Annotated in this window: 23 protein-coding genes; 16 read left to right on the top strand and 7 right to left on the bottom strand. The window is 73.2% G+C overall.

Annotated elements, in window-relative coordinates; all coding sequences use genetic code 11:
- The first annotated feature begins 122 nt into the window (after window positions 1-122).
- A complete protein-coding gene (locus tag IEY56_RS19525) occupies window positions 123-1,571 on the top strand; it encodes an aminotransferase class V-fold PLP-dependent enzyme (RefSeq protein WP_229712057.1) in 1,449 nt (482 codons plus the stop codon).
- A 7-nt stretch (window positions 1,572-1,578) separates the two neighbouring features.
- Here IEY56_RS19525 and IEY56_RS19520 read toward each other — a convergent pair whose 3' ends face one another.
- Together IEY56_RS19520 and IEY56_RS19515 are read right to left on the bottom strand one after the other, a co-directional pair.
- Window positions 1,579-1,860 carry an Lrp/AsnC family transcriptional regulator gene (locus IEY56_RS19520; protein ID WP_189038541.1) on the bottom strand — a complete coding sequence of 94 codons (282 nt, stop codon included), beginning with the start codon at window positions 1,858-1,860 and terminating at the stop codon, window positions 1,579-1,581.
- A complete protein-coding gene (locus IEY56_RS19515; RefSeq protein WP_229712042.1) occupies window positions 1,857-2,549 on the bottom strand; it encodes a rhomboid family intramembrane serine protease in 693 nt (230 codons plus the stop codon). The genes IEY56_RS19520 and IEY56_RS19515 overlap by 4 nt, the downstream gene beginning before the upstream one ends.
- A gap of 170 nt (window positions 2,550-2,719) precedes the next feature.
- On the opposite strand from IEY56_RS19515, the gene IEY56_RS19510 reads away from it, so the two are divergent.
- Window positions 2,720-2,959, top strand: coding sequence for a hypothetical protein (locus tag IEY56_RS19510; RefSeq protein ID WP_189038539.1), 240 nt, complete (start codon window positions 2,720-2,722; stop codon window positions 2,957-2,959).
- Window positions 2,960-3,148: 189 nt separating this feature from the next.
- Window positions 3,149-4,450, top strand: a complete 1,302-nt coding sequence (locus IEY56_RS19505; RefSeq protein WP_189038680.1) for an NYN domain-containing protein — start codon at window positions 3,149-3,151, stop codon at window positions 4,448-4,450.
- Between the two features lie 162 nt (window positions 4,451-4,612).
- Here IEY56_RS19505 and IEY56_RS19500 read toward each other — a convergent pair whose 3' ends face one another.
- On the bottom strand, window positions 4,613-5,203 hold the full coding sequence (locus IEY56_RS19500; RefSeq protein ID WP_189038538.1) for a TetR/AcrR family transcriptional regulator: 591 nt from the start codon (window positions 5,201-5,203) through the stop codon (window positions 4,613-4,615).
- A 94-nt stretch (window positions 5,204-5,297) separates the two neighbouring features.
- On the opposite strand from IEY56_RS19500, the gene IEY56_RS19495 reads away from it, so the two are divergent.
- The 4 genes from IEY56_RS19495 to IEY56_RS19480 all read left to right on the top strand — a co-directional run bounded on the left by IEY56_RS19495 (window position 5,298) and on the right by IEY56_RS19480 (window position 11,051).
- Window positions 5,298-6,779, top strand: a complete 1,482-nt coding sequence (locus tag IEY56_RS19495) for an amidase (RefSeq protein WP_189038679.1) — start codon at window positions 5,298-5,300, stop codon at window positions 6,777-6,779.
- Window positions 6,780-7,159: 380 nt separating this feature from the next.
- Complete coding sequence (locus IEY56_RS19490) at window positions 7,160-8,191, top strand: C40 family peptidase (protein ID WP_189038537.1); 1,032 nt, start codon at window positions 7,160-7,162, stop codon at window positions 8,189-8,191.
- Between the two features lie 319 nt (window positions 8,192-8,510).
- Complete coding sequence (locus IEY56_RS19485; protein WP_189038536.1) at window positions 8,511-9,569, top strand: C40 family peptidase; 1,059 nt, start codon at window positions 8,511-8,513, stop codon at window positions 9,567-9,569.
- Between the two features lie 93 nt (window positions 9,570-9,662).
- Window positions 9,663-11,051 carry a hypothetical protein gene (locus IEY56_RS19480; protein WP_229712041.1) on the top strand — a complete coding sequence of 463 codons (1,389 nt, stop codon included), beginning with the start codon at window positions 9,663-9,665 and terminating at the stop codon, window positions 11,049-11,051.
- Here the strand turns inward: IEY56_RS19480 and IEY56_RS19475 are convergent.
- The gene (locus IEY56_RS19475; RefSeq protein WP_189038535.1) at window positions 11,008-12,468 is read right to left on the bottom strand and encodes a glycosyltransferase 87 family protein; all 1,461 of its coding nucleotides are present in this window, start codon (window positions 12,466-12,468) and stop codon (window positions 11,008-11,010) included. The genes IEY56_RS19480 and IEY56_RS19475 overlap by 44 nt on opposite strands.
- Window positions 12,469-12,622: 154 nt before the next feature.
- Between IEY56_RS19475 and IEY56_RS19470 the strand changes: the two genes are divergently transcribed.
- Entirely contained in the window at window positions 12,623-13,765 is a 1,143-nt protein-coding gene (locus IEY56_RS19470; protein ID WP_189038534.1) for a glycosyltransferase family 4 protein, read from the top strand.
- A gap of 29 nt (window positions 13,766-13,794) precedes the next feature.
- On the opposite strand, the gene IEY56_RS19465 is transcribed toward IEY56_RS19470, so the two are convergent.
- Window positions 13,795-15,609 carry an AMP-dependent synthetase/ligase gene (locus IEY56_RS19465; protein WP_189038533.1) on the bottom strand — a complete coding sequence of 605 codons (1,815 nt, stop codon included), beginning with the start codon at window positions 15,607-15,609 and terminating at the stop codon, window positions 13,795-13,797.
- A 287-nt stretch (window positions 15,610-15,896) separates the two neighbouring features.
- Between IEY56_RS19465 and IEY56_RS19460 the strand changes: the two genes are divergently transcribed.
- From IEY56_RS19460 to IEY56_RS19435, 6 genes are all read left to right on the top strand, one after another.
- Window positions 15,897-16,658, top strand: coding sequence for a metallophosphoesterase family protein (locus IEY56_RS19460; RefSeq protein ID WP_189038532.1), 762 nt, complete (start codon window positions 15,897-15,899; stop codon window positions 16,656-16,658).
- 119 nt (window positions 16,659-16,777) lie between these two features.
- A complete protein-coding gene (locus IEY56_RS19455; RefSeq protein WP_189038531.1) occupies window positions 16,778-17,254 on the top strand; it encodes an SRPBCC family protein in 477 nt (158 codons plus the stop codon).
- A 7-nt stretch (window positions 17,255-17,261) separates the two neighbouring features.
- Window positions 17,262-18,722 (top strand): ArsA family ATPase, encoded by a 1,461-nt coding sequence (locus IEY56_RS19450; RefSeq protein WP_308424154.1) that lies wholly within the window; start codon window positions 17,262-17,264, stop codon window positions 18,720-18,722.
- 200 nt (window positions 18,723-18,922) lie between these two features.
- Window positions 18,923-19,693 carry a DUF5304 family protein gene (locus tag IEY56_RS28885; RefSeq protein WP_189038530.1) on the top strand — a complete coding sequence of 257 codons (771 nt, stop codon included), beginning with the start codon at window positions 18,923-18,925 and terminating at the stop codon, window positions 19,691-19,693.
- 87 nt (window positions 19,694-19,780) lie between these two features.
- On the top strand, window positions 19,781-20,722 hold the full coding sequence (locus IEY56_RS19440) for an ROK family glucokinase (protein WP_189038529.1): 942 nt from the start codon (window positions 19,781-19,783) through the stop codon (window positions 20,720-20,722).
- 112 nt (window positions 20,723-20,834) lie between these two features.
- Window positions 20,835-21,599 carry an endonuclease/exonuclease/phosphatase family protein gene (locus IEY56_RS19435; protein WP_189038528.1) on the top strand — a complete coding sequence of 255 codons (765 nt, stop codon included), beginning with the start codon at window positions 20,835-20,837 and terminating at the stop codon, window positions 21,597-21,599.
- A 135-nt stretch (window positions 21,600-21,734) separates the two neighbouring features.
- Here IEY56_RS19435 and IEY56_RS19430 read toward each other — a convergent pair whose 3' ends face one another.
- Window positions 21,735-22,355 carry a hypothetical protein gene (locus tag IEY56_RS19430; protein ID WP_444544894.1) on the bottom strand — a complete coding sequence of 207 codons (621 nt, stop codon included), beginning with the start codon at window positions 22,353-22,355 and terminating at the stop codon, window positions 21,735-21,737.
- Complete coding sequence (locus IEY56_RS19425) at window positions 22,342-23,112, bottom strand: alpha/beta hydrolase (protein ID WP_189038526.1); 771 nt, start codon at window positions 23,110-23,112, stop codon at window positions 22,342-22,344. Before IEY56_RS19425 ends, IEY56_RS19430 begins: the two co-directional genes overlap by 14 nt.
- 218 nt (window positions 23,113-23,330) lie before the next feature.
- Between IEY56_RS19425 and IEY56_RS19420 the strand changes: the two genes are divergently transcribed.
- Window positions 23,331-24,194 (top strand): lysophospholipid acyltransferase family protein, encoded by an 864-nt coding sequence (locus IEY56_RS19420; RefSeq protein ID WP_189038525.1) that lies wholly within the window; start codon window positions 23,331-23,333, stop codon window positions 24,192-24,194.
- A gap of 200 nt (window positions 24,195-24,394) precedes the next feature.
- The gene (gene macS / locus IEY56_RS19415) at window positions 24,395-25,711 is read left to right on the top strand and encodes a MacS family sensor histidine kinase (protein ID WP_189038524.1); all 1,317 of its coding nucleotides are present in this window, start codon (window positions 24,395-24,397) and stop codon (window positions 25,709-25,711) included.
- Window positions 25,712-25,720: the final 9 nt, after the last annotated feature.

The following is a 25,720-nucleotide window of genomic DNA, read 5'->3' as shown; positions in this document are numbered from 1 at the left end:
CGTCCGCAGTCCCCGCACCCGCGTTCCGTCCCCCGGCTGTTGCCGCTGTCCCTGCTGTTTCCGCGGGCGCCGACGCCCGTCAGGCGCGGGCCGGCGCACCGGGCGGGAGCCCCGAGTGTCCGGTGCTGCCCGTGCTCGGCCTGGACGTGCGGGTCCCGCTCGTCACGGGCGGCGAGACGACTTACGCCGCGCTGGACTACGCGGCGAGCGCCCCCGTACTGCAGCGGGTGTGGGACGAAGTGGCCGCGTACGCCCCGTACTACGGCAGCGTGCACCGGGGCGCCGGGTACCTGTCGCAGCACTCCACGGCGCTCTTCGAGGAGAGCAGGGCGACGGTCGCGCGCTTCCTTGGCTGCCGGGAGGACGACCGGGTCCTCTTCACCCGGTCCACGACGGATTCCCTGAACCTGCTGGCGTCCGCCGTGCCCGAGGGCACCCGCGTGTACGTCTTCGAGAGCGAGCACCACGCGGCCCTGCTGCCCTGGAGGGGGCTGCACACGACGTGGCTCGACGCGCCCCGTTCGCCCGAGCAGGCCGTCGCGGCGCTGGAGGAGCGGCTGCACGCCGAGCCCGCAGGCCCCAAGCTGGTGTGCGTGACGGGGGCTTCGAACGTCACCGGCGAGATCTGGCCCGTGAGGCAGCTCGCCGACGCCGCGCACCGGCACGGCGCACTCATCGTGCTGGACGCCGCGCAGCTCGCCCCGCACCACCCCGTCGACATCGGCGAACTCGACGTGGACTGGGTGGCGTTCTCCGGGCACAAGCTGTACGCGCCCTTCGGCGCGGGCGTGCTCGCGGGGCGCTCGGACTGGCTGGACGCGGCGGAGCCGTACCTGGCCGGCGGGGGCGCAAGCCGAAGCGTCGTACGGGAGGCGGACGGCGGCGTGGAGGTGGAATGGCAGGGCGGTGCCGCCCGGCACGAGGCGGGCTCCCCGAACGTCATCGGCGCCTACGCCGTCGCCGCCGCGTGCAGGGCACTGGACGAGGCCGGCTTCGGCCGGCTGGTCGAGCGCGAGCGCACGCTGACCGCGAGGCTGCTGACCGCGCTGGCCGAGGTCCCCGAGGTGGAGGTGCTCTCACTGTTCGGCGCCGGCTCGCCGGGCGAGGCGGCCGAAAGCCGGGTGGGCGTGGTGTCGTTCGTGGTCGAGGGCTGGAACAGCTCACACTTCGCCGCCGCGCTCTCCGCGGAGTACGGCATCGGCGTGCGCGACGGCCTCTTCTGCGCGCACCCCCTCGTCCGGACGTTGCGGGGCGCCGGAAGCGAGCAGCGCGGCGGGTGCGGAGCAGGCGGCACGGGCGGCGGAGGCGACCTCAACGCGGTGCGGGTCAGCTTCGGCGCGGGTACGCCGGACGAGCACGTCGAACGGTTCGTAAGGGCGGTACGCGAGCTCGTGCGCAACGGGGCGCGATGGAACTACCGCACCGTGGACGGGCGCTGCGTACCGGAGGAGCGCCCGGCGGCGGGGGAGGCGGCCGACGCAGCCGCCGGTGGCAGGGGCGAGGCGCCGGGCGGGAGCGACGGCGGGACGGCTCGGTCCCGCCCGGAGCCCGGAAGGGTGACGGTTTCCTGACGTCCGCTCAGGAGTCGAGGCCGATCGCGAACGCCGACTCCAGGTCGTGCTGCGAGTAGGTGCGGAAGGCGATGTGGGTCTCCGTCGACTGCACCCCGGGCACCTTGCTGATCTTGCCGGGGATGATGTCCGCGAGGTCGTCGTGCTGCGCCACGCGCACGAGCGCGATCAGATCGTGGGCACCGGTGACCGAGTAGACCTCGCTGACGCTCTCCAGCGCCGCGATCTGTTCGGCGATCTCGGGGATGCGGTCGGTGCTGGTCTTGATGAGCACGATCGAGGTGATCACGGTGGGGACTCTCCCTGGGTCGCCGGAGCGGGCGTGCCCACTGTAGCCGTACGGAATCGCAGCCAGGCGTAGAGGAAGCCCAGCGTGAACCCGGCGACGTGGGCGAGGTAGGCGACGCCCGGCCCGTCGCCGTCCTGCCGTGTGGCGATCCACTGCAGCGTCAGCCAGAAGACCAGCACCAGCCAGGCGGGGAAGCGCAGCGGCAGGAAGAGGAGGAAGGGGAAGACGCTGGTCACCCGCGCCTTCGGATAGAGGTAGAGGAAGGCGCCGAGCATCCCCGAGACGGCGCCGGACGCCCCGACGAGCGTCTGGCCCGAGTGGTGGTGGGCCGCCGCGTAGCAGAGCATGGCGATGTAGCCGACGGTCAGGTAGCACAGCGCGAAGCGGATGGGGCCCATCCGCATCTCGACCGGGCCGCCGAAGACGTACAGGAAGAGCACGTTGCCGAGCAGGTGCAGCCAGTCCGCGTGCAGGAAGAGCGCGGTGAGAGGGGTGAGCAGCGGACGGAGAGCGGCCCTGTCCCACAGGGTGCGGGGCAGTACACCCCACTGCTGGAACCAGTCGGCCTGTGCGCGGTGCAGCGAGGCACCGGTGCCGTGTACGGGCAGGAAGCCGGAGGCCGGGCTGATGAGGAAGACCAGGCAGCAGAGGGCGATGAGCGTACAGGTCAGCACGGGGTGCTTCGGCATGAGGCGGATCATGATGGCTCGGTCACTGGGCAGGCTCCTCGACACACGGGGACGGGCGGCAGGTCTTAGGGTTACGGCAAGCACTCCCGCGCTTCCGTCGGGTTACCGCGCGCAGGCGTACACGCACCGCACCGAAGCCCGTGAACGCTCGAAGGAATGAGGTCGAGGCAATGGCGGTCCCCGCGCCCACCGCAGGCACCCGATGGCGCTGCACGCTGTGCGGCAACCTGACGCGCTTCGACGTGACGCGTTCGAGCAGGGTCGTGGAGTACGTCCATCTGGATCTGGCCGGTGAGTCCAGGGTCGAGGAGCAGGAGGTGCTCAGTGAGAGCATCGAGTCCGTGCGCTGCCGGTGGTGCGACGCCGCCGACCAGGTCGAGCTCGTCGACCGGCCGGGCGCAGAGGTCTGAGAAACGGCAGGTGTGACGGTGGTGGAAGCGACGGGCGGCGGCGGGGAGCGTGAGCCGTCGACGTCGGATGCCGCGCCGGAGCCGCACGAGGATTCCCGGCCCGCCGCGGAGACCGGTGCCGGCACGGACGCCGGGACGGACGCCGGCACGGGCGGGGAGGCCGGTGACGCTTCCGGCGCCGGCGAGATCATGGACCGTCCGCTTCCCGACAGAGTGCGCCGCCGCGTGGTGGCCCTCACCGGGGACGCGCTCGGAGGGCTGACGGTCAGCGAGCTGCCCGTCCCGCTGCGCCAGTACGCCCGCTTCACCCCTCAGCGCCGCACGAAGTTCGCCGCCAACGCGATGGCCACGTCCCTGGAGAAGGACGCGGTCTTCCGCGAGCGGATCGCCGAGCAGCTTCGCGAACGCTTCCCCGACCTGACCGAGGCGCTCTCCTCGTCGACCCCGCCGCCCGCCGCCGACCCGGTCGACGTGGCGGCGGTGGCGTACGTGCTGCGCCCGGCGGACTGGCCGAAGCTCGTCGCCGCGGCGGGCGAGGAGGCTCAGCGCGCGCAGGCGGAGCAGGCGGGGGAGGAGGCTCAGCGCGAACTCGTCCGGCTCCGGCGCGAACTGGCCGACGCCCGCACCGCAGCCCGTACGGAGGCGGAACGCGGACGCAGCGAACTCGAGTCGCTGCGCCGCGAGTTGGATGCCACGCAGCGGAAGCTGCGCAGCGCGCAGAGCGACGTGAAGCGCGGCGAGGCCGCCGCGCGGAAACTGCGGGCGGACCTGGACGAGCTGCGCTCTGCCACCGCCGCGGAGAAGACGGCGGCCGACAGCGAGAGCCGGCGCCTGCGCACGCGGCTCGCCGAGACCGAGGCGGCGCTGGAGGCGGGGCGCCGGGCCGCGCGCGAAGGGCGCAGCGTCGAGGACATGCGGGTCCGCCTGCTGCTGGACACGGTGCTGGACGCCGCACAGGGCCTCCGTCGCGAGCTGGCGCTGCCGCCGACGGAGAGCCGGCCGGCCGAGACCGTCGACGCGGTCGAGCCCGGCCGCATGACGCCGCGGGACATCGCGGCGCGCGCGCTCTCCGAGACGGACCCCGAACTCCTCGACCAGCTCCTCTCCCTCCCGCAGGCGCATCTGGTCGTCGACGGCTACAACGTCACCAAGACCGGTTATCCGACGATGCCGCTGGACAAGCAGCGGCTGCGCCTCCTCGGGGGGCTCGCCGGGCTCGCCGCGCAGTCCGGCGCCGAGGTCACCTGCGTCTTCGACGGGGCCGAACTGGCGGCACCCGTCCTGCTCGCGCCGCCACGGGGCGTGCGCGTGCTGTTCAGCAAGCCGGGGCAGATCGCGGACGAGCTGATCCGCCAGCTCGTGCGGGCGGAACCGCCGGGCCGTCCCGTGGTGGTCGTCTCCTCCGACCGCGAGGTGGCGGACGACAGCGCGGCGGCGGGCGCCCGGCCTGTCGCGTCGGCCCTTCTGCTGCGGCGCCTCGGACGTACGTGACGGCCCGGGCGGGCCGGACGCCGGGCGGGCGCGCTCTCGCACTCGCGTCGCAGTGAGCGGTCGCCGGCGGCCCGAACGAGCAGTCGCCGGTGGCCCCTTCCCGGCGCTGTAGAGCCGTTCAGGGAGCCCTCGCCGTGAACCCGGCGCCGTGCACCGGGCCGTTCACCCGCCAGGTGCGTCGTTCCACAGGCTCCGCAGATGGGCGTCGAGCGCTTCCCGCGCGGCCTCCTCGCTGAGGTGGCCGACGAGCACGTGCGTGGTGAGGCCGTCGGCGAGCGCCAGCAGCGTGCGGGCCTGGACGTGCGGGTCGGCCGCTCCTGCGGCCTCCCGCAGCAGAGCCGCCACCGTGTCGTGGAACTGCGCGTAGCCGGACCGCAGTTCGGCGGCGAGAGGGGGGCTCACCGCGGCCTTCGCGACGAACGCGAGCCAGACGCGTGCCTCTCCGCGGTTCTCCTCCCGCAGCAGCGACATCTCGGAGAGGGCGTGCCCGAGAGCGGACCTGACGGACTGGGCCGGGCTGCTCGCGAGCCGGGCGTCGCTACGGGACCGGACGCGGGCGCCGACGTGCCGTACGGCGAAGACGAGCATCTGCTCCTTCGTGGCGAAGCAGCGCTGGACGGCGCCCATGGAGACCCCGGCACGGGCGGCCACGTCCCGGAGTGTGACGCCCTCCAGCCCGTTCTCGTCGGCGAGCAGGCACACCGCGTCCGCGATCCGGGAGCGCCTGAGTTCGTGGTCAACCTGCCTCGGCACGGCCTTCCGCTCCTCCCCTGTTATTGCGATGCGCGCGTATCGCTTCAAGGGTACCGTTCCGATGCAAGTGCATCGGAACGATCGGGAGGACGTCATGGGCGACGCCGTGAACACGGCCGTGGACGAGGCCGCGGACGGCTGGTGGGCGCAGCCGGCTGAGCGTCAGGCGGCAGCCGTGCGGGACGGCAAGGCTACGGCCGCGGAGATCGTCGAGAGCCATCTGGCGCGCATCGCCCGGACCGGCCCCGCAGTGAACGCGATCACCCGGCTGCTGGCGGAGAGCGCCCGCCGGGACGCCGCGGAAGTGGACCGCCGGCGTGCGCGGGGCGGCGACCCGGGCCCGCTCGCCGGGGTGTGCTTCACAGTGAAGGAGAGCATCGCCGTCGGCGGCGTGCCCACCACCCACGGCGCCGTCCGCTTGCGGAACCTCGTGGCCGAGCACGACGCGCCGCCCGTGGCGCGCCTGCGGGCCGCGGGTGCCGTTCCGATCGGGCACAGCAACATGCCGACGCTCACGCTGGCGGGCATGCATCCCCGCAGCGAGCTCTTCGGGGAGACGCTCAACCCGTGGGACCCGGCCCGCACCCCCGGCGGCTCCAGCGGCGGCGACGGAGTCGCGGTGGCCTGCGGCATGGCCGGGCTCGGGCTCGGCAACGACGCGGGCGGATCCGTACGCGTTCCGGCCTCCTTCTGCGGTGTCGCCGGTCTGAAGCCGACGCAGGGCCGGTTCGCCGCGGATCACCGGACGGGCCCGGACGATCCGCCTCCCGGTGCTCAGCAGATCGTCGTCGACGGCCCGTTGGCGCGCCGCGTCGCGGATCTGCGGCTGGCCTTCGAGGTGCTGGCGGGCGCCGACGTCGCCGATCCGCGTGCGGTGCCCGTCCCGGTGCGGGGCGAACCCCTCGACGGGCCGGTGCGCGTGGCGGTCGTCGCCGACCCGGGCGGCCTGGGCGTCCATCCCGAGGTGCGGCGTGCGGTCGGACGCGCCGAGGCCGCGCTGGCTGACGCCGGTTACGCGGTCGAGCGGGTCGAGGACGTGCCGAGACTGGCGGAGACCGTCGAGGCGTACGGGAGCTGGCTGATGACGGAGTTCGCGCAGTCGTGGGCGGAGGTCGCGCCGCTGCTCGGGGAGGGCGGCCACCGCTACATCGAGATGGGCATGGCGCGCACCGCGCGGGCCGGACTCGGGGAGTACATGCGTCTCGTGGGCCTGCGGCTGAGCATCCGGCGCTCGTGGGCGTACTTTCTGGACCGCTACCCCCTCGTCCTCGGTCCGGTCTTCACCGAACCGCCGGTCGAGCCCGGCCTGGAGTCCCGCGACGAGATGGGCCACCAACTCGTCACCTCCGCAATGCGCTTGTGCACGGCCACCAGCTTCGCCGGTCTTCCCGCCGTGGCGGTCCCCACCGGGCTGGCCGGTGAACTCCCCACGGGAGTACAGGTGATCGGCCGCCCGTACCGGGAGGACACGTGCCTCGACGCGGCCGCCGCGGTCGAGGCACGGCTGGGCGTGCTGACACCTCTCGATCCCCGTCCCCGACGCAACTCCAGCGGCGCTGGGGCGGCAACGAGTTGAAGGTCACATCCGGCGTGGGGAAGAGGGTCCGGCGGGCGGGGTGAAGGGGGCGAGACCGGCGTGGTGCGTGGGGCTGCCGCATACCCGTGAACAGCGAGTGAAGGTCAACACCGGGGTGGCGGGAGTCTGTTAGCACCACTGCGTGACACCCCCATCGCTCGCTGTGCGAGCTGAGTAAAGAATCCGGTTGTGTGACGAGTTTTTTCTCAGAGTGATTTGATCCGACGATTACCCGTGGCTAATGTCTGGCCCCGAACCTCCGCGAGGTTGACGTCCATCCGGGGCGGCAGCGGAGGACCGCCTCTCTCCACCGAGCCGCCGGCGAGGTGGGGCCGGAGTGTCAGTCCGGCAGGCGGCTGAGGAAGAAGGAGCTCGCCCCAGTGGCGTCCCACCGTCGTCCCAAGCAGCCCCGCCGCACTCGTCGCGTGTCCGTGCTCACCGCGACCGCCGCAGCGGCCGTCGCCCTCACCACGCAGGCGGCGCAAGCCGAACCCAAGGCCTCCGAGAAGGAGGTCAAGGAGAAGGTCGACAAGCTCTACGAGGACGCCGAAGGCGCGACGGAGAAGTACAACGGCGCCAAGGAGAAGCAGAAGAAGCTGGAAAAGCAGGTCGACAACCTGCAGGACAGCGTGGCGCGCGGTCAGGACGACCTCAACGACATGCGCAACGGCCTCGGTTCGATGGCCACCGCGCAGTACCGCACCGGCGGCGTGGACCCGTCCGTGCAGCTCTTCCTCTCCTCCGACCCGGACAGCTACCTCGACAAGGCCTCAACGCTCGACCAGTTGAGCACCAAGCAGGCCGAGTCGCTGAAGAAGATCCAGAGCAAGCAGCGCGACCTCGCGCAGCAGCGCAAGGAAGCCTCGGACAAGCTCGAGGACCTCGCCGACACCCGCAAGGAGCTCGGCGAGAAGAAGAAGAAGATCCAGGCCAAGCTCTCCGAGGCGCGCAAGCTCCTCAACACCCTCACCGCGGACGAGCGTGCGCGCCTCGCCGCGCAGCAGGCGCGCGCCGACCGCGCCGCCAGCTCGCGAGTCGACCTCGGCAGCGACGCCTCCGCCTCGCAGCGCGCCGCCGCCGCGCTCAACGCGGCCAAGAGCAAGATCGGTGCGCCGTACGTGTGGGGCGCCACCGGCCCGAGCTCTTTCGACTGCTCCGGGCTCACCTCCTGGGCGTACAACCAGGCCGGCGTCTCGCTGCCCCGCATATCCCAGGACCAGGCGAAGGCCGGAACCCAGATCGGCCGCGGTCAACTCGCCCCCGGCGACCTGGTCATCTTCTACGGCGACCAGCACCACGTCGGCTTCTACGCGGGCAACGGCCAGATCCTGCACGCCCCGAAGCCCGGCGCCGGTGTGCGCTACGAGTCGATCAACAACATGCCCTTCCAGTTCGGCGTGCGGATCGGCTGACCGCTTCTCCGGCTCCTTCCTCCCCGGCAGGCACCCGGGGCGTCAGCACAGGCGCCCCGCAGTGTCGTTCGTCCGGGTGATGGCGAATGCGCCGTGATGACCCTCGACCCCGTCGGTGACCTGCGTCATCGGCGGGGTCGGCGCGTTCCGGCCGACTTCCGTGCCGCGCGCGGTGCGTGAATCCTTCCCGGCTGTGCGGCTAGATTCGCCGCGCAGTTCGACCAGGGTGTGTGCTGAAGCCGCTCCGGCAGCCCGGCAGGGCGCTCGACGCAGGCGCGGAACCTTCAGGACATGCCCTCACGGAAGGAGCACGTCCGCAGTGGTCTCGTACAGGTCCCACCGAAAACCCGCCAGGCCCGGCGGTAGTTGGCCTACGAGGGTCGTCCTCCTCACCGCGGTCGCGGGCGCCGCCGCGGCGCTGACCCCCGCGGCTCCGGCCGGCGCCAGCCCGGACGACGGCCCCGGCGGGGCTTCCTCGGCACGCGCCGCGGGCGCCCGTATCGACAGGCTCTACGAAGAGGCCGAGAAGTCCACGGAGAAGTACAACGCCGCCGCCGAGCGCACCGCCGAACTGCGCAAGCAGGTCGAGTACGCCCAGGCGCGGGCCGCACGCCGGCAGGCCCAAGTGAACCGGCTGCGCGCGGCGCTGGCCTCCTTCGCGGGGGCGCAGTACCGCTCGGGCGGCGTCGACCCGAGCGTCGCGCTGATGCTCACCGCTGACCCGGACGGCTACCTGGACAAGGCCGCCACGCTCGACCGCATCGGAAGCCGCCAGCACGAGAAGCTGACGCGGCTGCGCGGCGCGCAGCGCTCGCTCAAGCAGCAGCGGGCCGAGGCGGGCATGAAGCTCGCCGAACTGGAACGCCGCCGCGCGGACTTGAAGAGGCACAAGAAGGCGGTGCAGAAGCGGCTGGCGACGGCACGGAAGCTCCTCGACGAGCTCACGCCGGAGCAGCGCAAGGAGCGCGAGCGCGCGTCGCGGGCCCGCGGACGCGGGGACTCCGTCTCGCCCGGCGGCGGCGAGGCCTCCTCGAACCGCGCCGCGGCAGCGGTGGCCGCCGCCCGGTCCGCCGTGGGCCAGCCGTACGTCTGGGGCGCAGCCGGGCCCCGGTCCTTCGACTGCTCCGGACTGACGCAGTGGGCGTACGGCAGGGCGGGCATGTCGATTCCGCGTACGTCGCAGGGCCAGCGGTCGGCCGGACGGCAGGTGCCGCTGAGCCAGGCCCGCCCCGGCGACCTGGTGATCTACCGCGACGACGCGAGCCACGTGGGAATGTACGTGGGGGACGGCCAGGTGGTGCACGCTCCGCATCCGGGCGCCCAGGTGCGCTACGACCCGGTGGGGATGATGCCGGTCTCCGCGGTCACCCGCCCCTGACCAGGGGCCGTACAGGACCGTCCCCGCCGGCACCGCCCCTGTACGGACACCTGACGTGGGCCCCGCCCCGGCGCCGCCCGTACGATCGATCGCGTGGGCGGTCCTGGACAGTGGCATGACGCATGCGGCGAAGCGGCCGTCGCCGGGGGCAGCACGTCCGGGCGGCGCAGCGCGGGCGGTTCGCGGGCCGCGGCACCGCGCGGCGGCCTGAGGGCCGTCGCAGCGGCCGTCACGGCGGCGGCGCTGGCGGCGGCCTGCGGCTGCGGACCGGCCGAGGCCGGAGACGGCGCGGACCGCGAACGCGCGGAGATCCAGCGCGTGCTGGACCGGCAGGCGACGGCCGTACGCAGCGGTCACGAGAAGCGGTACACGGCGGAGATCGACCCGCGAGCCGAGCGCTACCGCGCGGCGCAGCGCGAGGTGTTCGGCAACCTGCAGCAGCTTCGCCTCACGCAGTGGACCTACCGGCTCCACGGGCTGCGGCACAAGGACGGCGGCGAGCCGGACGAAGCCGGCGGAGGGAAGGGCGGCGGCCGCGTCGAGGCGCAGGTGCGGCTCAGGTACCGGCTGCGCGGCGACGACCGCGCGCCCGTCACCGCCACCGAGCGGCTCGCCTTCGTCGAGCGCGGCGGACGGTGGTACGTGAGCGGTGAGCTGCCGGGCAGCGACGTGCAGTTGTGGGAGCAGGGGGAGCTGTCCGTGGTGCGTGGTGACCGCAGCTCCGTGCTCGGAGTCGGCCGCTCCGGCGAGGAGCTGCGCCGTCTGGCCCGGGACGCGGACCGCGCGGTCTCCCGGGTCGACGAGGTGTGGCCGCGCCCCTGGCCGGACCGCGTCGTGGTGGAGGCCCCGGCGTCGCTGCGGAGCATGGCCCAGCTGCTCGACGCGCCCGCCCCGTCGTACGAGGGCATCGCGGCGGTGACCACGGGGGACGCGGGCGAGTCCGAGAAGGCCCCCGCGGACCGCATCGTGGTCAATCCCGAGGCGTACGGCGAACTCAGCGAGGAGGGGCGCCAGGTCGTCGTCACCCACGAGACGGTGCACGTCGCCTCCCGCACCCACACGGGCCGCCTCACCCCCATGTGGCTCTCCGAGGGGCTCGCCGACTGGATCGGCTACCGCGGTACCGGGCGCACGCCGAGGAGCGCCGCCGCGGAGCTCGTACGTGCCGCGGAGGCGGGGGAGCTGCCCCAGGAGCTGCCCTCGGACCGCGATTTCAAGTTCGGCAACGACTCGGAGAGGCTGGGACGGGCCTACGAGAGCGGCTGGCTCGCATGCCTGTTCATCGCGGAGGAGTGGGGCGAGGAGAAGCTGCTGGACTTCTACCTTCGCGTGGGTGACGCCGGCGGACCTGACGGTTCCGGCAGCCCCTCGCCGGATGAGGAGCGAGCCGCCGCGGACAAGGCCATGCGGGCTGAACTGGGCCTGACGCTGGACGAGTTCACTGAGCGGTGGCGCTCGTACGTGCGCGCCGAACTGCCGTGACGCCCCCGGCTCCGGCGTCGCCCTCACGCGCCGCGTCCCCTGCCGTCCCCGGACGCGTGGTGCGCCACAGGCGGACGCACGCGAGCAGCGAGGCGGCCACCAGCAGGCCGTTGCGCACCACCAGCAACGCGACGCCCTGCCAGTCGCTGGCGACGACGTGGCCGAAGCCGAGCGGGAACTCCAGCAGCGTCACACCCGTGGCGGCCAGCACCAGCACGGACGGCAGCACCTGGCGGCTGGCGCGCAGCGTCAGGCAGACCGATGCCAGACCCACCAGCCAGATCATGTACTGCGGGCTGATGACGCGGCTCGTCGTCGTGAAGAGCAGTACCGCGGTCAGCGCGGCGTCGGCGGGGGTGGAGGGGGTCCATCTCACGGCGCGGAGCCGCCACAGCAGGAGCCAGGCGAAGGCCGCGCCGGTGAGGAGCAGCGCGGCGTCGCTGACGAGGTTCACGTGGGGGCCGATGAACTCCATCGAGCCGTAGTTGAGCAGGACCTGCCCCTCCCACCCGAACTGCCGTGCCACATGGAAGACGAGGGCGCCCAGTGACTCCACCTCGGTGCCCCGGTCCTGCTGGAAGTCGAGGAAGGCGAGCGAGCCCGGCATCGACACCGCGAAGACGCCGAGGACGACCGTGCCGGTGACGAGCGCGCTCGTCCACGTCGCCCGCGACGCCCGGCCGCGCGGCGTGCCGAGCAGCAGCAGGCCCGGCCACACCTTCAGCAGCGCCCCGAACGCCGTCAGGGCTCCGGCGGTTCTGGGATGCCGCGCCGCCACGAACAGCGCCGCCACGGCCACCGCGGTGACCATCAGGTCGTAGCGGGCGTACGAGGTGGGGCCGAGGAGCGCGACACCGGCGACCCAGCCCCACACCCCGGCCCGGCGCCTGCCCGGGCGGGACGAGGAACGCACCAGCACGGCCAGTACGACGGCGTCCGCGGCGCAGGCCAGCAAATAGAAGGCCGACGGGTAGCCGAGGAAGGGCAGGAGCGCCGGGGAGAGCACCGCGAGGGCCGCGGCCGGCGGGTACTGCCAGGTGACGTCGTCGTACGGGAAGGTCCCTGCCCGCAGCACGTCGAACCAGCCCTGGTAGATGGCCTCGACGTCGTTCGTGAAATCCGGGCCGGGCAGCGTGAACACCTTGAAGCAGCACAGCAGCAGCACCGTGCGGGTCACGGCCCACACCGCGAGGGGGGCGACGAGGGGGTGGGTGAGGCGGAGGGGCCGTGCGAGGAACCCGGAAGCGCTCCTGTCGCCCCGTTCGGAGGGGCCGGACGGGCCGTCCCCTCTCCGGTGTGCGCCCGCGCCGCCTCTGCCGCCGGGAGAGCGGCGCGCGCCGCCCGTCACGTGCGCCCCCGTGGCGGCCGCCTCGTCGTCCGCCGGCTGCGGGGTGCTCGCTGTCGTGCTGTCCGTCATGTCCGCCCTGTCGTCTCCCTCACGCGGCACACGCCGCCTTCGCTCATATGTGCCTGCTCGCTGCCCGCGACATCATGCCGTGCGGGTACGGCCGTTCATGCCGCGCTCAGGGGGCGGGGCGGCGGGCGTCACCCGGACGGTACTGTCGGCGGCGATGCGAAAGACGCTGATCGTCACCAACGACTTCCCGCCCCGGGCGGGAGGTATCGAGGCGTTCCTGCACAGCATGGCGCTGCGGCTGGACCCCTCACAGGTCGTCGTGTACGCCTCGACCTCGAAGCGCGGTCCGGAGGGGGCGGCCGAGACGGCGCGGTTCGACGCGGAGCAGCCCTTCACCGTCGTGCGGGACCGCACGGCTGTGCTGCTGCCGACGCCGAGGGTCACCCGCCGTGCCGCCGCGCTGCTGCGTGAACACGGCTGCGACTCCGTGTGGTTCGGCGCCGCGGCCCCGCTGGGCCTGATGGCGCCCGCGCTGCGCGCGGCGGGGGCGCGGCGGCTCGTCGCCACGACCCACGGGCACGAGGCCGCCTGGGCCCAACTGCCCGGCGCACGCCGCTTGTTGCGCCGCATCGGGGAGGGCACGGACACCCTCACCTACCTCGGCGAGTACACCCGCTCCCGTATCGCGCGGGCCCTGACGCCCGAGGCTGCGGCCCGCATGGTCCAACTGCCGCCCGGCGTCGACGAGAAGAGCTTCCACCCCGGTTCCGGGGGCGAGGCCGTACGGGCCCGGCTCGGCCTGGCCGAACGGCCGGTGGTCGTGTGCGTCTCCCGCCTTGTGCCGCGCAAGGGACAGGACACGCTGATCCGTGCGATGCCCCGCGTCCTCGCCGAAGTACCAGGCGCCGTACTGCTGATCGTCGGCGGCGGCCCCTACCGGGAGGAGCTGGAGAAGCTCGCGGAGGCCACGGGCGTGGCGGACTCGGTGCGCTTCACCGGCCCCGTCCCCTGGGAGGAGCTGCCCGCGCACTTCGGTGCCGGCGACGTCTTCGCGATGCCCTGCCGCACCCGCAGGAAGGGGCTCGACGTCGAAGGGCTCGGTATCGTCTACCTTGAGGCCTCCGCGACCGGACTGCCCGTCGTCGCAGGCGACTCGGGCGGCGCCCCCGACGCCGTACTGGACGGGGAGACCGGCTGGGTCGTGCGGGGCGGCGCTCCGGAGGAGGCGGCCGAGCGTGTGAGCACGCTGCTGAAGGACCCCGCCCTGCGGGCCCGGATGGGCGAGCGGGGCAGGGAGTGGGTGGCGGAGCGCTGGCGGTGGGACGCCCTCGCGGAGCAGCTCAGGGACCTGCTGTGAGCACCGCCCCCGCACCGGCGTGCGGGGGCTCAGGCGTACAGCGCCTCGATGTCGTCCGCGAAGTCCTTCGCGACGACGCCCCGCTTGAGCTTCAGTGACGGGGTGATGTGCCCCGACTCCTCGGTGAACTGGGTGTCCAGCACCCGGAACTTGCGTACGGACTCGGCCCGTGAGACCAGCGCGTTGCCTCCGTCGACCGCCTTCTGGAGCTCGGCCAGCAGATCGGGGTCCTGCAGCAGGGCGTCACGGCTGAGGTCCGACTTGCCGTTCTCCTCCGCCCACCGCGGCAGGAACTCCTCGTCGAGGGTGAGCAGGGCGCCGACGAACGGGCGTCCGTCGCCGACGACCATGCACTCGGCGACGAGGGCGTGCCCGCGGATGTGGTCCTCGATGACGGAGGGCGCGATGTTCTTGCCGCCCGCCGTCACCAGGATCTCCTTCTTGCGCCCGGTGATGGCGAGGTACCCGTCCGCGTCGAGGGTGCCGAGGTCACCGGTGTGGAACCAGCCGTCCGAGAGGGCTTCGCGCGTCGCCTCCTCGTTGTTCCAGTAGCCGGTGAAGAGGTGCTCGCCGTGCAGCAGCACCTCGCCGTCGTCGGCGATGCGGATCACGGAGCCGGGGAGCGGCTGCCCGACCGTGCCGATCTTCTGCCGGTCGTAGGGGTTGAACGACGTGGCCGCGCAGGACTCCGTGAGGCCGTAGCCCTCCAGCACGGTGAACCCGATGCCGCGGTAGAAGTGCCCGAGGCGTTCGCCCAGGGGAGCACCGCCCGAGATCGCGTGCGTCGCGCGGCCGCCCAGGACCTCCCGCAGCTTGTCGTAGACCAGCAGGTCGAACAGCTTGTGGCGGAGCCGGAGTTGGAGGGACGGGCCCGAAGGGTCGTCCAGTGCGCGGCTGTAGGCGATCGCGGTCTCCGCCGCCTTGTCGAAGATCTTGCCCTTGCCGCCCGAATGGGCGTGTGCACGGGCGGAGTTGAAGACCTTCTCGAAGACGCGGGGGACGCCGAGCACCATCGTCGGGCGGAACGCGCCGAGTTCGTCGGTCAGCGTCTTCACGTCGGACACGTGCCCCAGCCTGATGGGCGCCATGACGGCCGCCACCTGCACGAGCCGCCCGAACACGTGGGCCGTGGGCAGGAAGAGGAGCACGGAGGACTCTCCTGTGCGGAACATGGGACGCAGCCGCTCGACGACGTTCCCGCACTCCGCGAAGAAGCTGCGGTGCGTGAGGACGCAGCCCTTGGGACGCCCCGTGGTGCCGGACGTGTAGACGATCGTCGCGGGGGAGTCGGCGTTCGCGGTGGCGCCGCGGGCCTTGAGCTCCGCGTCGGGGACGCGGGCGCCGTCCTCCGTCAGCCGTGCCACCGCACCGTCCGACTGGCCGCCGGAGTGCGGAGGTTCGATCTGCCAGACGTGCTCCAGGGCGGGGAGCCGGTCGCGTACGGACTCGACGGCGGCGGAGTGCGCGGCCGTCTCCACGAGGCAGGCGACCGCACCGGAGTCGCCGAGGATCCAGGCGATCTGCTCCGGTGAACTCGTCTCGTACACGGGGACGGTGACGGCTCCGGCGCTCCAGACGGCGAAGTCCAGCAGCGTCCACTCGTAGCGCGTGCGGGACATCAGGGCCACGCGGTCGCCCGGTTCGACGCCCGCCGCGATCAGACCCTTGGCGGCAGCCTGCACCTCGGCGAGGAAGTCGGTGGCGGTGACGTCCGTCCACTGCCCTTCCCGCTTGCGGGCGACGACGGGCACTTCGGGATGCTGCGCCGCGTTGCGGCGGATGAGATCCGTCAGGTTTCCGTCGGCCGGCACCTCGTAGAGGGCGGGAAGGCTGAACTCGCGCAAGACTGTTGCTCCTCGTCGGCGCCGGACACGGTGGCCTCCGAGGGCGGCCTCCAGCGGCACGGATCAGAATCTCCGGAGGGATCCCGATTGAATGACGGCCCGGACGTTACCCACGGGTAGGGGCGGCGGGATAGGGGTTGTCACCGAGATGTCTGCTGCGTCACACGACACCGGTCTGTCGGCGGCAGCCTAATCCCTCCGGGCGCCGACGGAAAAGTAACCGCAGGTGGGGCGGGGCTCCCGGTGACCGGTGCCGTACGGGGCGGACTCCGGCCTAGGGTGGGCCCATGCGAGTCCACGTAGTCAGTGACGTACACGGCAACAGCCGCGACCTGGCCACGGCGGGTGACGGTGCCGACGCACTCGTCTGCCTTGGCGACCTGATTCTCTTCCTCGACTACGCGGACCACTCCCGCGGCATCTTCCCGGACCTGTTCGGCGTCGAAAACGCCGACCTCATCGTCCAGTTGCGCACGGAGGGCCGCTTCGCGGAGGCGCGGGAGCTCTCGGCGCAGCTCTGGGAGGGCATCGACCGCGTCGCCGCCACCGAGGCGGCCGTCCGCGCGCAGTACACCGAGATGTTCGCCGCCTTCCCCACCCCGACGTACGCCACGTACGGGAACGTCGACATGCCGCCTCTCTGGCCTGAGTACGCGAACGAGGGCACCACCGTGCTGGACGGCGAGACGGCCGACATCGGCGGGCTGCGCTTCGGGTTCGTGGGCGGGGGGCTGCGGACGCCGATGCGCACGCCGTACGAGATCGACGACGAGACGTATGCCGCGAAGGTGGCCGCGCTGGGTCCGGTCGACGTGCTCTGCTCCCACATACCGCCTGACGTCCCGGAGTTGTGCTACGACACGGTCGCCCGGCGGTTCGAGCGGGGCAGCGAGGCGCTGCTGGAGGCGGTGCACGCCGTACGGCCCCGCTACCACCTCTTCGGGCACGTGCACCAGCCGCTGGTTCAGCGGATGCGGGTGGGGCAGACGGAGTGCGTGAACGTCGGCCACTTCAACGCGACGGGCACTCCCTGGGTGCTGGAGTGGTGAAGGGCCGCGGGTCCTCCGGCGGCGGGACGGACCGGACCCCCGCGTCGGCGGGTGAGCACGCGCGGTAGCCTTCGAGCGGCAATCGGGGGCCAGCTCGCAGCAATGGAGGAGCCACGGCGATGGCGGAACACACCAGTTCGAACATCACCATCGATGCAGCGCCGTCTGCCGTGATGGGGGTGATCTCCGACTTCGCGCGCTACCCGGAGTGGACGGACGAGGTGAAGGAGGCCGAAGTCCTCTCCGAGGACGGGGCCGGCCGGGCCGAGCAGGTGCGGCTGCTGCTGGACGCCGGAGCCATCAAGGACGAGCACACCCTCGCCTACGAGTGGCACGGGGAGCACGAGGTCCGGTGGTCCCTGGTGAAGTCGCAGATGCTCCGCTCCCTCGACGGCGTCTACCGCCTCGCCCCGCTGGCGGGCGGCGAGCGCACCGAGGTGACCTACCAGCTGACCGTGGACGTCAAGATCCCGATGCTGGGGATGATCAAGCGCAAGGCGGAGAAGGTCATCATCGACCGCGCCCTGTCCGGTCTGAAGAAGCGCGTCGAGTCGGGCGGCGGCGCGACCGCCGGTTCGGGAGACGCCAAAGGCTGAGACGCCGGTGCCCCGGCCCACCGCGTACGGCCCCGGGGCGGGCGGCGCCGACGGAGCCGGCACGTTCCGGGCGGAGCCCGGCGGGGGGCACGAGATCGAGCACGACCACGGGAACGACCACGAAGGCCAGGACGAGGGCCGGTTCGAGGGGGAGCAGCGGGTGGAGGCGGCAGGCCGACCGTCCCGGAGCTCTCCGGTGCGCACGCTCCTGATCACGGGTCCGGGTGGCGCGGGGCGCACCACCGTCGCGGCGGCGAGTGCGCTGGCGGAGGCCCGCAACGGCAGGAGGACGCTGCTGCTCAGCGGCGAACCGCCCGCCGTGCTGGCTCCGCTGCTCGGCGTGCCGCAGCCCGCGGCCCGTGAGGCCACGGGCGCTTCCGGTGCACTGCCCGTTCAGGAGGGGCCGGCCGAAGTGCCCGCCACCGAGGGCCGGTTGTGGGTCGCGCGGATCGACGCGGGGGCGCAGTTCCGCAGCGGCGGGAGGGCCCTCCAGGAGCGGATCCGTCCGGCGCTGGGCATGGTCGGCGCGGAGGCCCTGGACGAGGACGAACTGACCGAACTCCCCGGCGCCGAGGCGTTCGCCCTGCTGCGCACGCTGCGGGCGGCGCACGCGGTCGAAGCGTGGGACACCCTCGTCGTCGACCTGCCGCCCACTCCGGCGGCGCTCCAACTGCTCGCCCTTCCAAGCCAGTTGCGCCGGTACCTGCGCCGACTCCTGCCGCCGGAGCGCCAGGCCGCCCGCGCCCTGCGCCCCGCTCTGGCCCAGCTCGTGGGCGTGCCGATGCCGACGGCCGCACTGTACGAGACCACGGCTCGCTGGGACGGTGAACTCGCCGCCGTCGAGGAGATGCTGGAATCACCGGGGACGTCCGTACGGCTCGTCGCGGAACCGGGGACGCTGCCGGCCGAGGCGCTGCGCCTCGCACGTGCCGGAGCCGGCCTGTACGGACTGCCGCTGGCGGCGGTGGTGGCCAACCGCCTGCTGCCGATGGAGAGTTCGGACCCGTGGCTGAGAGGCCTGTCCGGGCGGCAGCGGGACGTCCTGGCGGCGTTGCGCGAGGAATGCGAGGCGCAGGACGTGCCGCTGCTCGAAGTGCCGCACCTGGGGCGCGACCCGCTCGGCGTGGAGGACCTGGAGCGCGTCGCCCGCGCGGCCGGGCTCCCCGGCGCGGTGGCGGACGCCGCGGGAAGCGGCCGCCGCGCGGGCGCCGGCGAGGTCGAGAACCGGATCGCGAGCGAGGGGCTGCTGGTGTGGCACCTTCCCCTGCCCGCCGTGCGCAAGGGCGAGCTGGACCTCGTACGGCGCGGCGACGAGCTCATCCTCAGCGCCGGCCCCTACCGGCGTGTCCTCACGCTGCCCTCCGCGCTGCGCAGGTGCCGCGTGGCGGGCGCCGCACTGGAGCGGGGAGTGCTGCGCGTGCGGTGCGAGCCCGACCCGGCGCTGTGGCCGGAGGAGCCGAAGGGCTGACGCACGTCCGGCGGGCCGGCGACGGCACGCGGGGCCCGCTCCGCCCGCACGGACGCGGTGCTTCCGCTCGTACCGGCGTGCGGCATGCCCCCATCGGCCCCCGGCCGTTCGGGTAACGTCGGGAGTGGAGCGCCGCGCTCGCCGCTTTTCCGTACACCCTTCCTTCGAACCCTTCGAACCCCTCCGTAGGAGCCGCCGCCATGAGCGATGCCGCCGAGCCCCGCGAGCCCGAGGCCGACGCCTGGGCCACGGCCTGCGAGGAAGACCTGGCCGCCGAGAAGGCACGGCGCCGCGAGGAGTACGGGCAGCCGCCCCTGAGCGCGGCCGAGGAGCTGCGCCGCCTCGCGGACGCGGTCTCCGACAGGGTCGCCGAGCTGGGCAAGCCGTTCGGCGGCACTGTGGCCTCCGCGGCCGCGCAGGGCGCGGCGCAGCAGCTGATCGCCCAGGCCAGGGCGGCCATCGAGCCGGTCGTCGAACGCAACCCGGGGGTCTTCGACCACATCGCGGCTGCGGGCGGCGAGCTGCTCGCCGCCTACCGTGCCGCCGTCCAGAACGCCGAAGGGCGGTGGACGGCCGGAGCCTCGGGAACGGCCGGAGCGGGCGGCGCGGCCCCGCAGTCCGGCGATCCGGCAGGCGAACGAGGCGAAGCGGACGGGACGGGCCCGGAGATCACCGCCGCGGGCCCGGACGCCGGCGGACCGGCCGGGGTGGAGCGGATCGACCTCGACAAGGGACCGTCGGACCCCTCGGGCCCACGGCCCGGCGAGAGCGGCGGTGCCTCCGTGGACGGCGGTACGTCCGGGGCCCCCGGTACGTCCGGGAGCGGCGGGATGCACGCGGACGGCGAGGCGGCCGGGGCCGGCGAAGGCCAGGACGGCCCGCGCACGCAGGGCCCCGGAACGGCCGGATCCCCGGAGCGCCCCGGGCCTGCCGGGCAGGACGGCGACCGGAGTCCGGGCGACGAGGGGTGACCACCGTGCCCACGGGCACGAAATCGCGGCGCACGGCCTCCGGTACGGTGTTCCGCGGCGGGGAAGGACCGGAAGACCGAGGGACACATGGGACTCACAATCGGCGTCGACATCGGCGGCACCAAGATCGCAGCCGGCGTGGTCGATGAGCACGGAACGATTCTGGAAACCAGCACCGTGCCCACCCCGCCCACGGCGGACCACGTGATCGACGCGATCGCCGACGCGGTGCGGGACGCCAGCGCCGAGTACGAGGTGGACGCCGTCGGCATCGGGGCACCGGGCTACGTCGACGACAAGCGCGCGACGGTCCTGTTCACGCCGAACCTGACCTGGCGCCACGAGGCGCTGAAGGACAAGGTCGAGCAGCGCATCGACCTGCCGGTCGTCATCGAGAACGACGCGAACGCCGCGGCCTGGGGCGAGTACAAGTTCGGCATCGGCACCGGCCACGAGGACGTCGTCTGCATCACCATCGGCACCGGTCTGGGCGGCGGCGTCATCATCGGGGGCAAGCTCCACCGCGGGCGCTTCGGCGTAGCCGCGGAGTTCGGCCACATCCGCATGGTGCCGGACGGTCTGCTGTGCGGCTGCGGCAACCAGGGCTGCTGGGAGCAGTACGCCTCCGGCAGCGCCCTCGTGCGGTACGCCCGGCAGCGCGCCACCGCGACCCCGGAGAACGCCGCGATCCTGCTGGGGCTGGGCGACGGCACTCCCGAGGGCGTCGAGGGCAAGCACATCAGCGAGGCCGCCAGGCAGGGCTGCCCCGTGGCAGTCGACTCCTTCCGGGAGCTGGCCCGTTGGGCGGGTGCGGGTCTGGCAGACCTCGCCTCGCTCTTCGACCCGGGGGCGTTCATCGTCGGCGGCGGCGTCTCCGACGAGGGAGACCTGGTGCTGGACCCGATCCGCAAGTCGTACCGCCGCTGGCTCGTCGGCAGCCGCTGGCGGCCGCACGCCGAGGTCCTCGCGGCCCGGCTCGGCGGCAAGGCGGGCATGGTGGGCGTGGCGGACCTCGCCAGGCAAGGCTGAACTACGGGCAGCACTCAGGTACTTGGCTGAGCGGCTACTTGGCTGAGCGGCACGGCCGGGATGCCCGGCCCGGTCGCCGCGGGCCGTCGGAAGAGAGATGAGAACCGCGCCGATGACGCTCGCGGATCTGCCGGCAGGACGGACCGGGACGGACGGCTCCGCCGTCGTCCGTCTGCTCAGTTACAACATCCGCTCCATGCGGGACGACAGGAGGGCGCTCGCCCGGGTCATCCGGGCGTGCGCCCCCGACGTCGTGTGCGTCCAGGAGGCGCCGCGCTTCTTCCGCTGGCGCAAGCACGCCGCGTGGCTGGCCCGCGAGTGCGGGCTCGTCTACGTCACGGGCGGGGCGACGGCCACCGGGCCGATGATCCTCTCCTCGCTGCGCCCCACCGTGGAGAGCACGCGGGACGTGCTGCTCCCGCACACTCCCGGGCTGCACCGCCGGGGCTTCGCCACGGCGGTGCTGCGCTTCGGTCCTTCGGCGCGCCTCGGCGTGCTGAGCTGCCATCTGAGCCTGCAGACCGACGAGCGTCAGGCGCAGGGGCGCATGCTCCTCGACGAGCTGGCGGCTCTGGGGACCGAGCACACCGTCGCCGCGGGGGATCTCAACGAGCGTCCCCGGGGGAAGACGTTCCGGGCTCTCGCGTCGAAGCTGCAGGACTGCTGGGCCGTGGAGCCCTGGGGCGGGGAGTACACCTCGACGCCGCGCGATCCGCACCAGCGCATCGACGCCGTCCTCGCGTCCCGGGGCGTGGAGGTGCTCGGCTGCGGTGTGCCGGACGGGCTCGACGGGATCACGCCGTCCGATCTGTGTGCCGCCACGGACCACCTGCCCGTGCTGGCCGCCCTGCGCGTACCGTCCGGCACGGGGGCCTGAAGACCCCGCCGCGCCGGGGCCCGAACACATCTCGGCACACCGGGGCGGCTGACAGCGCCGCGCCGGGCGCGCAGGCCCGGAGGCAGCGAGTGCCGCCCTGACCTCGTAGCACGAGGATCACACCGCCCGAGGGGGTCACACCACCGCGCCGCGGCCCGGGTCGTCCCAGTCGTCCTCGTCGCTGCCGTCCCTCATCCGGGCGACGAGGGTGGCGAATCCGCCCAGGAAGCCGCCGACGCCGAGGGTCGTGATCCACCACGTCAGGTCTTGCTGGAAGAGGATCGCGAAGATCAGCAGAAGGGGGCCGCCGAGGACGCCGAGCCACGCGAACTTCGTCGTGGGATCCGTCTGGGGGAGCGGGGGAGGTTCGGGCGGGACGAAGTGGCCCTCGTCGTCCTCGTCGCTCTCGCCGCCGTCCTCGCTGTCGGCCCCGGGCGCCGTCCAGTCCCGTGGCCCCGCCCCTGCCGAGTAGACGGTGAAGCTGCGGACGGCCTTGCCGCCCTCGTCGCCCTCGCCCTCGCCGTCCGAGCCGGGGCCGGTGCCGGCGTTGGAGGTGGGCCGGGCCGCGGTGCGCGCGTCGCCGCCGGGCTCGCCGGCGGGAGCCAGGTCGTCCGCCTTGGGCGCCTCGCCGTAACCGGCGACGATCTGCTCCCAGGCGGCCGCCTCGTCCAGCGGCAGCGCCGGATCCGGATCCCGTCCGCTCTCGGGATCCTCGCCGGAGTTGTGGTCTTCCGCGTCGGGATTACGCTCCATCACGTGCTGTCTTCCTCGCTGCGAGCCGGGTGATGAATCCGTAGGAGTCGGCGAAGATGCGCTCCGCGTCGTGGTCCAGTGTCGCCACGTGGAAGCTGTCCTCGAGGACGGTCTCCGTCACGTCGCCTGAGGAGACCTTGCTGAGCACGAGAGCCGAGTCCGACGGGGGCACGACGTGGTCGACGCGGCTGTGCATGACCAGCAGCGGTTGGGTGACCTGCGGCAGCTCGCCGAGCACGCGGCGGAAGAAGTCCCGCGCGGAGTACGCGGCGTGGGTCGGCACCCGCTCGTAACCCACCTCCTGCGCACCGGGTTTGGCGATGTCGCTTGCGATGCCCTTCGCGGACCGGAGCACGAAACGGCCCAGCGGCAGCGCGTACCCCTGGAGGCGCGGGAAGGTGACGGCCGGGTTCACCACGGCGACCCCGCTCACCGCGTCCCCGTGCCGCGCCGCCAGGCGGAGGGCCAGCGCGCCGCCCATGGACAGTCCGCAGACGAAGACCTGTTCGCAGCGGCGGGAGAGGTCGCGCAGCTCGCGGTCGACCGTCGCGTACCAGTCCTGCCAGCCGGTGACGGCCAGGTCCTCCCAGCGGGTGCCGTGCCCCGGCAGCAGCGGCAGCGAGACCGTCAGCCCCTGCGCCGCCAGATGGTCGGCCCACGGGCGCACGGACTGCGGGGAGCCTGTGAAGCCGTGGCAGACCAGGACGCCCGTCTCCGATCCGTCATGTCGCATGGGCTCGGCTCCGGGAAGGATGGACACGTCGGCCTCCAGCCGGTCTGTCTCGGATCGGTCGGCGTCTCGGTGCGGTGCTGCGGCGCGGCCCGCGGCGCTGCGGCAGGGCTCCCGCCCCTGGGGGACGGGTCTGCAAGCCTACGCGCGGGGGCGGGGGACCGGGTAGTTCCGCTCTGCCTGACGGAGGAGCGCTGCTTCCGGGATGGCGAGATAGGGTCGCCATGTCGGAATCAGGAGGTCCTCGGTTGTTCTACGGAGCGATGAAACTGTCGGTCGGCAACGGGCTCAAGCTTGCCTTCCGGCCCTGGGTCGAGGGGCTTGAGCATGTGCCGGAGCACGGGCCGGCGATCCTCGCCAGCAACCATCTGTCCTTCTCGGACTCCTTCTTCCTCCCCGCGGTCCTGGACCGCAAGGTCACCTTCATCGCGAAAGCCGAGTACTTCACCTCCCCCGGTGTGAAGGGCAAGCTCACTGCGGCCTTCTTCAAGGGCGTCGGGCAGCTGCCGGTGGACCGCTCCGGTGCACGGGGTGCGGGCGAGGCGGCCATCCGCAGCGGCCTCGAAGTCCTCTCCCGCGGCGAGCTGTTCGGCATCTACCCGGAGGGGACGCGTTCCCCGGACGGCCGTCTGTACCGCGGTAAGCCCGGCGGGCTCGCCCGGGTCGCGCTGCGTTCGGGGGCTCCCGTACTGCCCGTCGCGATGATCGATACGGAAAAGATCCAGCCACCCGGCCAGGTGGTGCCCCGGCTCATGCGGCCGGGCATCCGCATCGGCCGGCCGCTCGACTTCAGCCGCTACCAGGGCATGGAGAACGACCGCTTCATCCAGCGGGCGCTGACCGACGAGGTCATGTACGAGATCATGCGGCTCTCCGGTCAGGAGTACGTCGACATGTACGCCACCGCCGCCAAACGGCAACTGGCCGAGGAGGCCAAGCGGAAGGCCGAGGCGGAGAAGGCCAGGGCGGCGGAGAAGGAGCCGCAGAGGAGCCCCCGCCCGGGAGGACCGGGCAACGACGAGCCCCCGACGAACCCCGGGCCGGGGCACGGTCCGAGCAGCGGACCGGCGCCCGCGAGCACCGCGCGGAACGAGCAGGACAGGGCCGCGTAGCCCTCGCACCGACCCGATCGCGGTACCGCGCGCCGAGGCCGCAGGGCACACTGCACAGCACACCGGGCACGCCTCACGGGTGCACGGCACAGCGGCACAAGAGCAACAGGGCACACAGCACACCGGTACTCACGCAGCACCGGTGGACGACGGCAGAGCAAGCGCGATCAGGGGGCGGGGCAGCGAAGTTGGTCACCAAGATGTCTGTCGAACAGCCGTTGTGGCACGCGCTGACGGGTTATCGGCTGCTCGCCGTCGGCTACGCGATCACGATCTACGTGTGGGCCCTCGACCGTTTCCGCCACCCCGTCCCCGGCGCCGTCTACCTGGCGGTGCTCACCGTCTGGACGCTGGCGACCCTCTCCCAGGTCTCCTCGGCGCGGCGCTGCACCAAGCGGTTCCTCGCGGTGGACGTCACCCTCGCCGTCGGCGGGATCCTGCTGTCGGTGTACGTGGACGGGGCGGGGGCGGTGAACCCCACCATCCCCACGATCTGGGTGGCCGGGCCCGTCCTGGCGTTCGCGCTCAAGGGCGGCTGGCGCTGGGGAGCCGGGGCGTCGGTGCTGGTGGGAATCGCCAACATCCTCGAGCAGGGCGACGTGACCCGGCCCACCCTCCACAACGTCCTGCTGGTGTGCGTCGCGAGCATCGGCATCGGCTACGTCGTCGAGGTCGTCCGCGCCAGCGAGCGCACCCTCGCCCAGGCGCTGCAGATCGAAGCCGCCACCCGCGAGCGGGAGCGCCTGGCCCGCGACATCCACGACAGCGTCCTCCAGGTCCTCGCCATGGTGCAGCGCCGCGGGACGGCGCTCGGCGGTGAGGCCGCCGAGCTGGGCAGGATGGCCGGCGAGCAGGAGGTCGCGCTGCGCACGCTCGTCTCCAGCGGCCTCGTCCCCGCGCAGGGCACCGCCCCCGCCCACGAGCAGGAAGGGCCGCCGTCGGCGGAGGCCGCGCGCGGCGGCTCCGGCGGACGGAGCCGGATCCTCGCGCCGGTGAGACGCAGGCCGGGGCGCGGTGCCGGCGCGGAGGACGGCGGGAACGGGCGTACCGGCCGCGCCGGGGTCACCGGCAGCGGCGACGCGTCCGGCGGCCCGGAGTGCGATCTGCGCCCGCTGCTCTCCCGGCACGCCGGGGCGGGCGTCACCTTCGTCGAGCCGGGAGCGCCCGTGCTGCTGCCGGAGCACGCGGCGCGGGAGCTGGCGGCGGCTGTCAGCGCCGCCCTCGACAATGTGCGGCAGCACGCGAAGGGCCCGGCCGGAGGGCCCGCCCACGCGTGGATCTCGCTGGAGGACGAACCGGACGGAGTGCTCGTGACCGTACGGGACGACGGCCCGGGGCTGTCCGAGGGGCGGCTGGAGGCCGCGGAGGCCGAGGGAAGGCTCGGCGTCGCGCTGTCCATCCGCGGGCGGATGCGTGAACTGGGCGGCGGTGCCGAGCTGTTGTCGGTGCCCGGCCAGGGCACGGAGGTGGAGCTGAGGCTGCCGAAGGCGGCGGCCGGGAGGTCCGCGCGATCATGACGGATGCGA

This window comes from Streptomyces daqingensis (assembly GCF_014645895.1).
GTDB classification, from domain to species: Bacteria; Actinomycetota; Actinomycetes; order Streptomycetales; family Streptomycetaceae; genus Streptomyces; species Streptomyces daqingensis.
This window is presented reverse-complemented; position numbering and strand designations above follow the sequence as displayed.

Bases quoted from the DNA above. Each gene is read 5' to 3' on its own strand.
- IEY56_RS19470 (WP_189038534.1), top strand. From the start codon at position 12,623: ATGCGAAAGACGCTGATCGTCACCAACGACTTCCCGCCCCGGGCGGGA.
- macS (WP_189038524.1), top strand. From the start codon at position 24,395: ATGTCTGTCGAACAGCCGTTGTGGCACGCGCTGACGGGTTATCGGCTG.
- IEY56_RS19435 (WP_189038528.1), top strand. From the start codon at position 20,835: ATGACGCTCGCGGATCTGCCGGCAGGACGGACCGGGACGGACGGCTCC.
- IEY56_RS19440 (WP_189038529.1), top strand. From the start codon at position 19,781: ATGGGACTCACAATCGGCGTCGACATCGGCGGCACCAAGATCGCAGCC.
- IEY56_RS28885 (WP_189038530.1), top strand. From the start codon at position 18,923: ATGAGCGATGCCGCCGAGCCCCGCGAGCCCGAGGCCGACGCCTGGGCC.
- IEY56_RS19510 (WP_189038539.1), top strand. From the start codon at position 2,720: ATGGCGGTCCCCGCGCCCACCGCAGGCACCCGATGGCGCTGCACGCTG.
- IEY56_RS19475 (WP_189038535.1), bottom strand. From the start codon at position 12,468: ATGACGGACAGCACGACAGCGAGCACCCCGCAGCCGGCGGACGACGAG.
- IEY56_RS19515 (WP_229712042.1), bottom strand. From the start codon at position 2,549: ATGCCGAAGCACCCCGTGCTGACCTGTACGCTCATCGCCCTCTGCTGC.
- IEY56_RS19495 (WP_189038679.1), top strand. From the start codon at position 5,298: ATGGGCGACGCCGTGAACACGGCCGTGGACGAGGCCGCGGACGGCTGG.
- IEY56_RS19455 (WP_189038531.1), top strand. From the start codon at position 16,778: ATGGCGGAACACACCAGTTCGAACATCACCATCGATGCAGCGCCGTCT.
- IEY56_RS19460 (WP_189038532.1), top strand. From the start codon at position 15,897: ATGCGAGTCCACGTAGTCAGTGACGTACACGGCAACAGCCGCGACCTG.
- IEY56_RS19505 (WP_189038680.1), top strand. From the start codon at position 3,149: ATGGACCGTCCGCTTCCCGACAGAGTGCGCCGCCGCGTGGTGGCCCTC.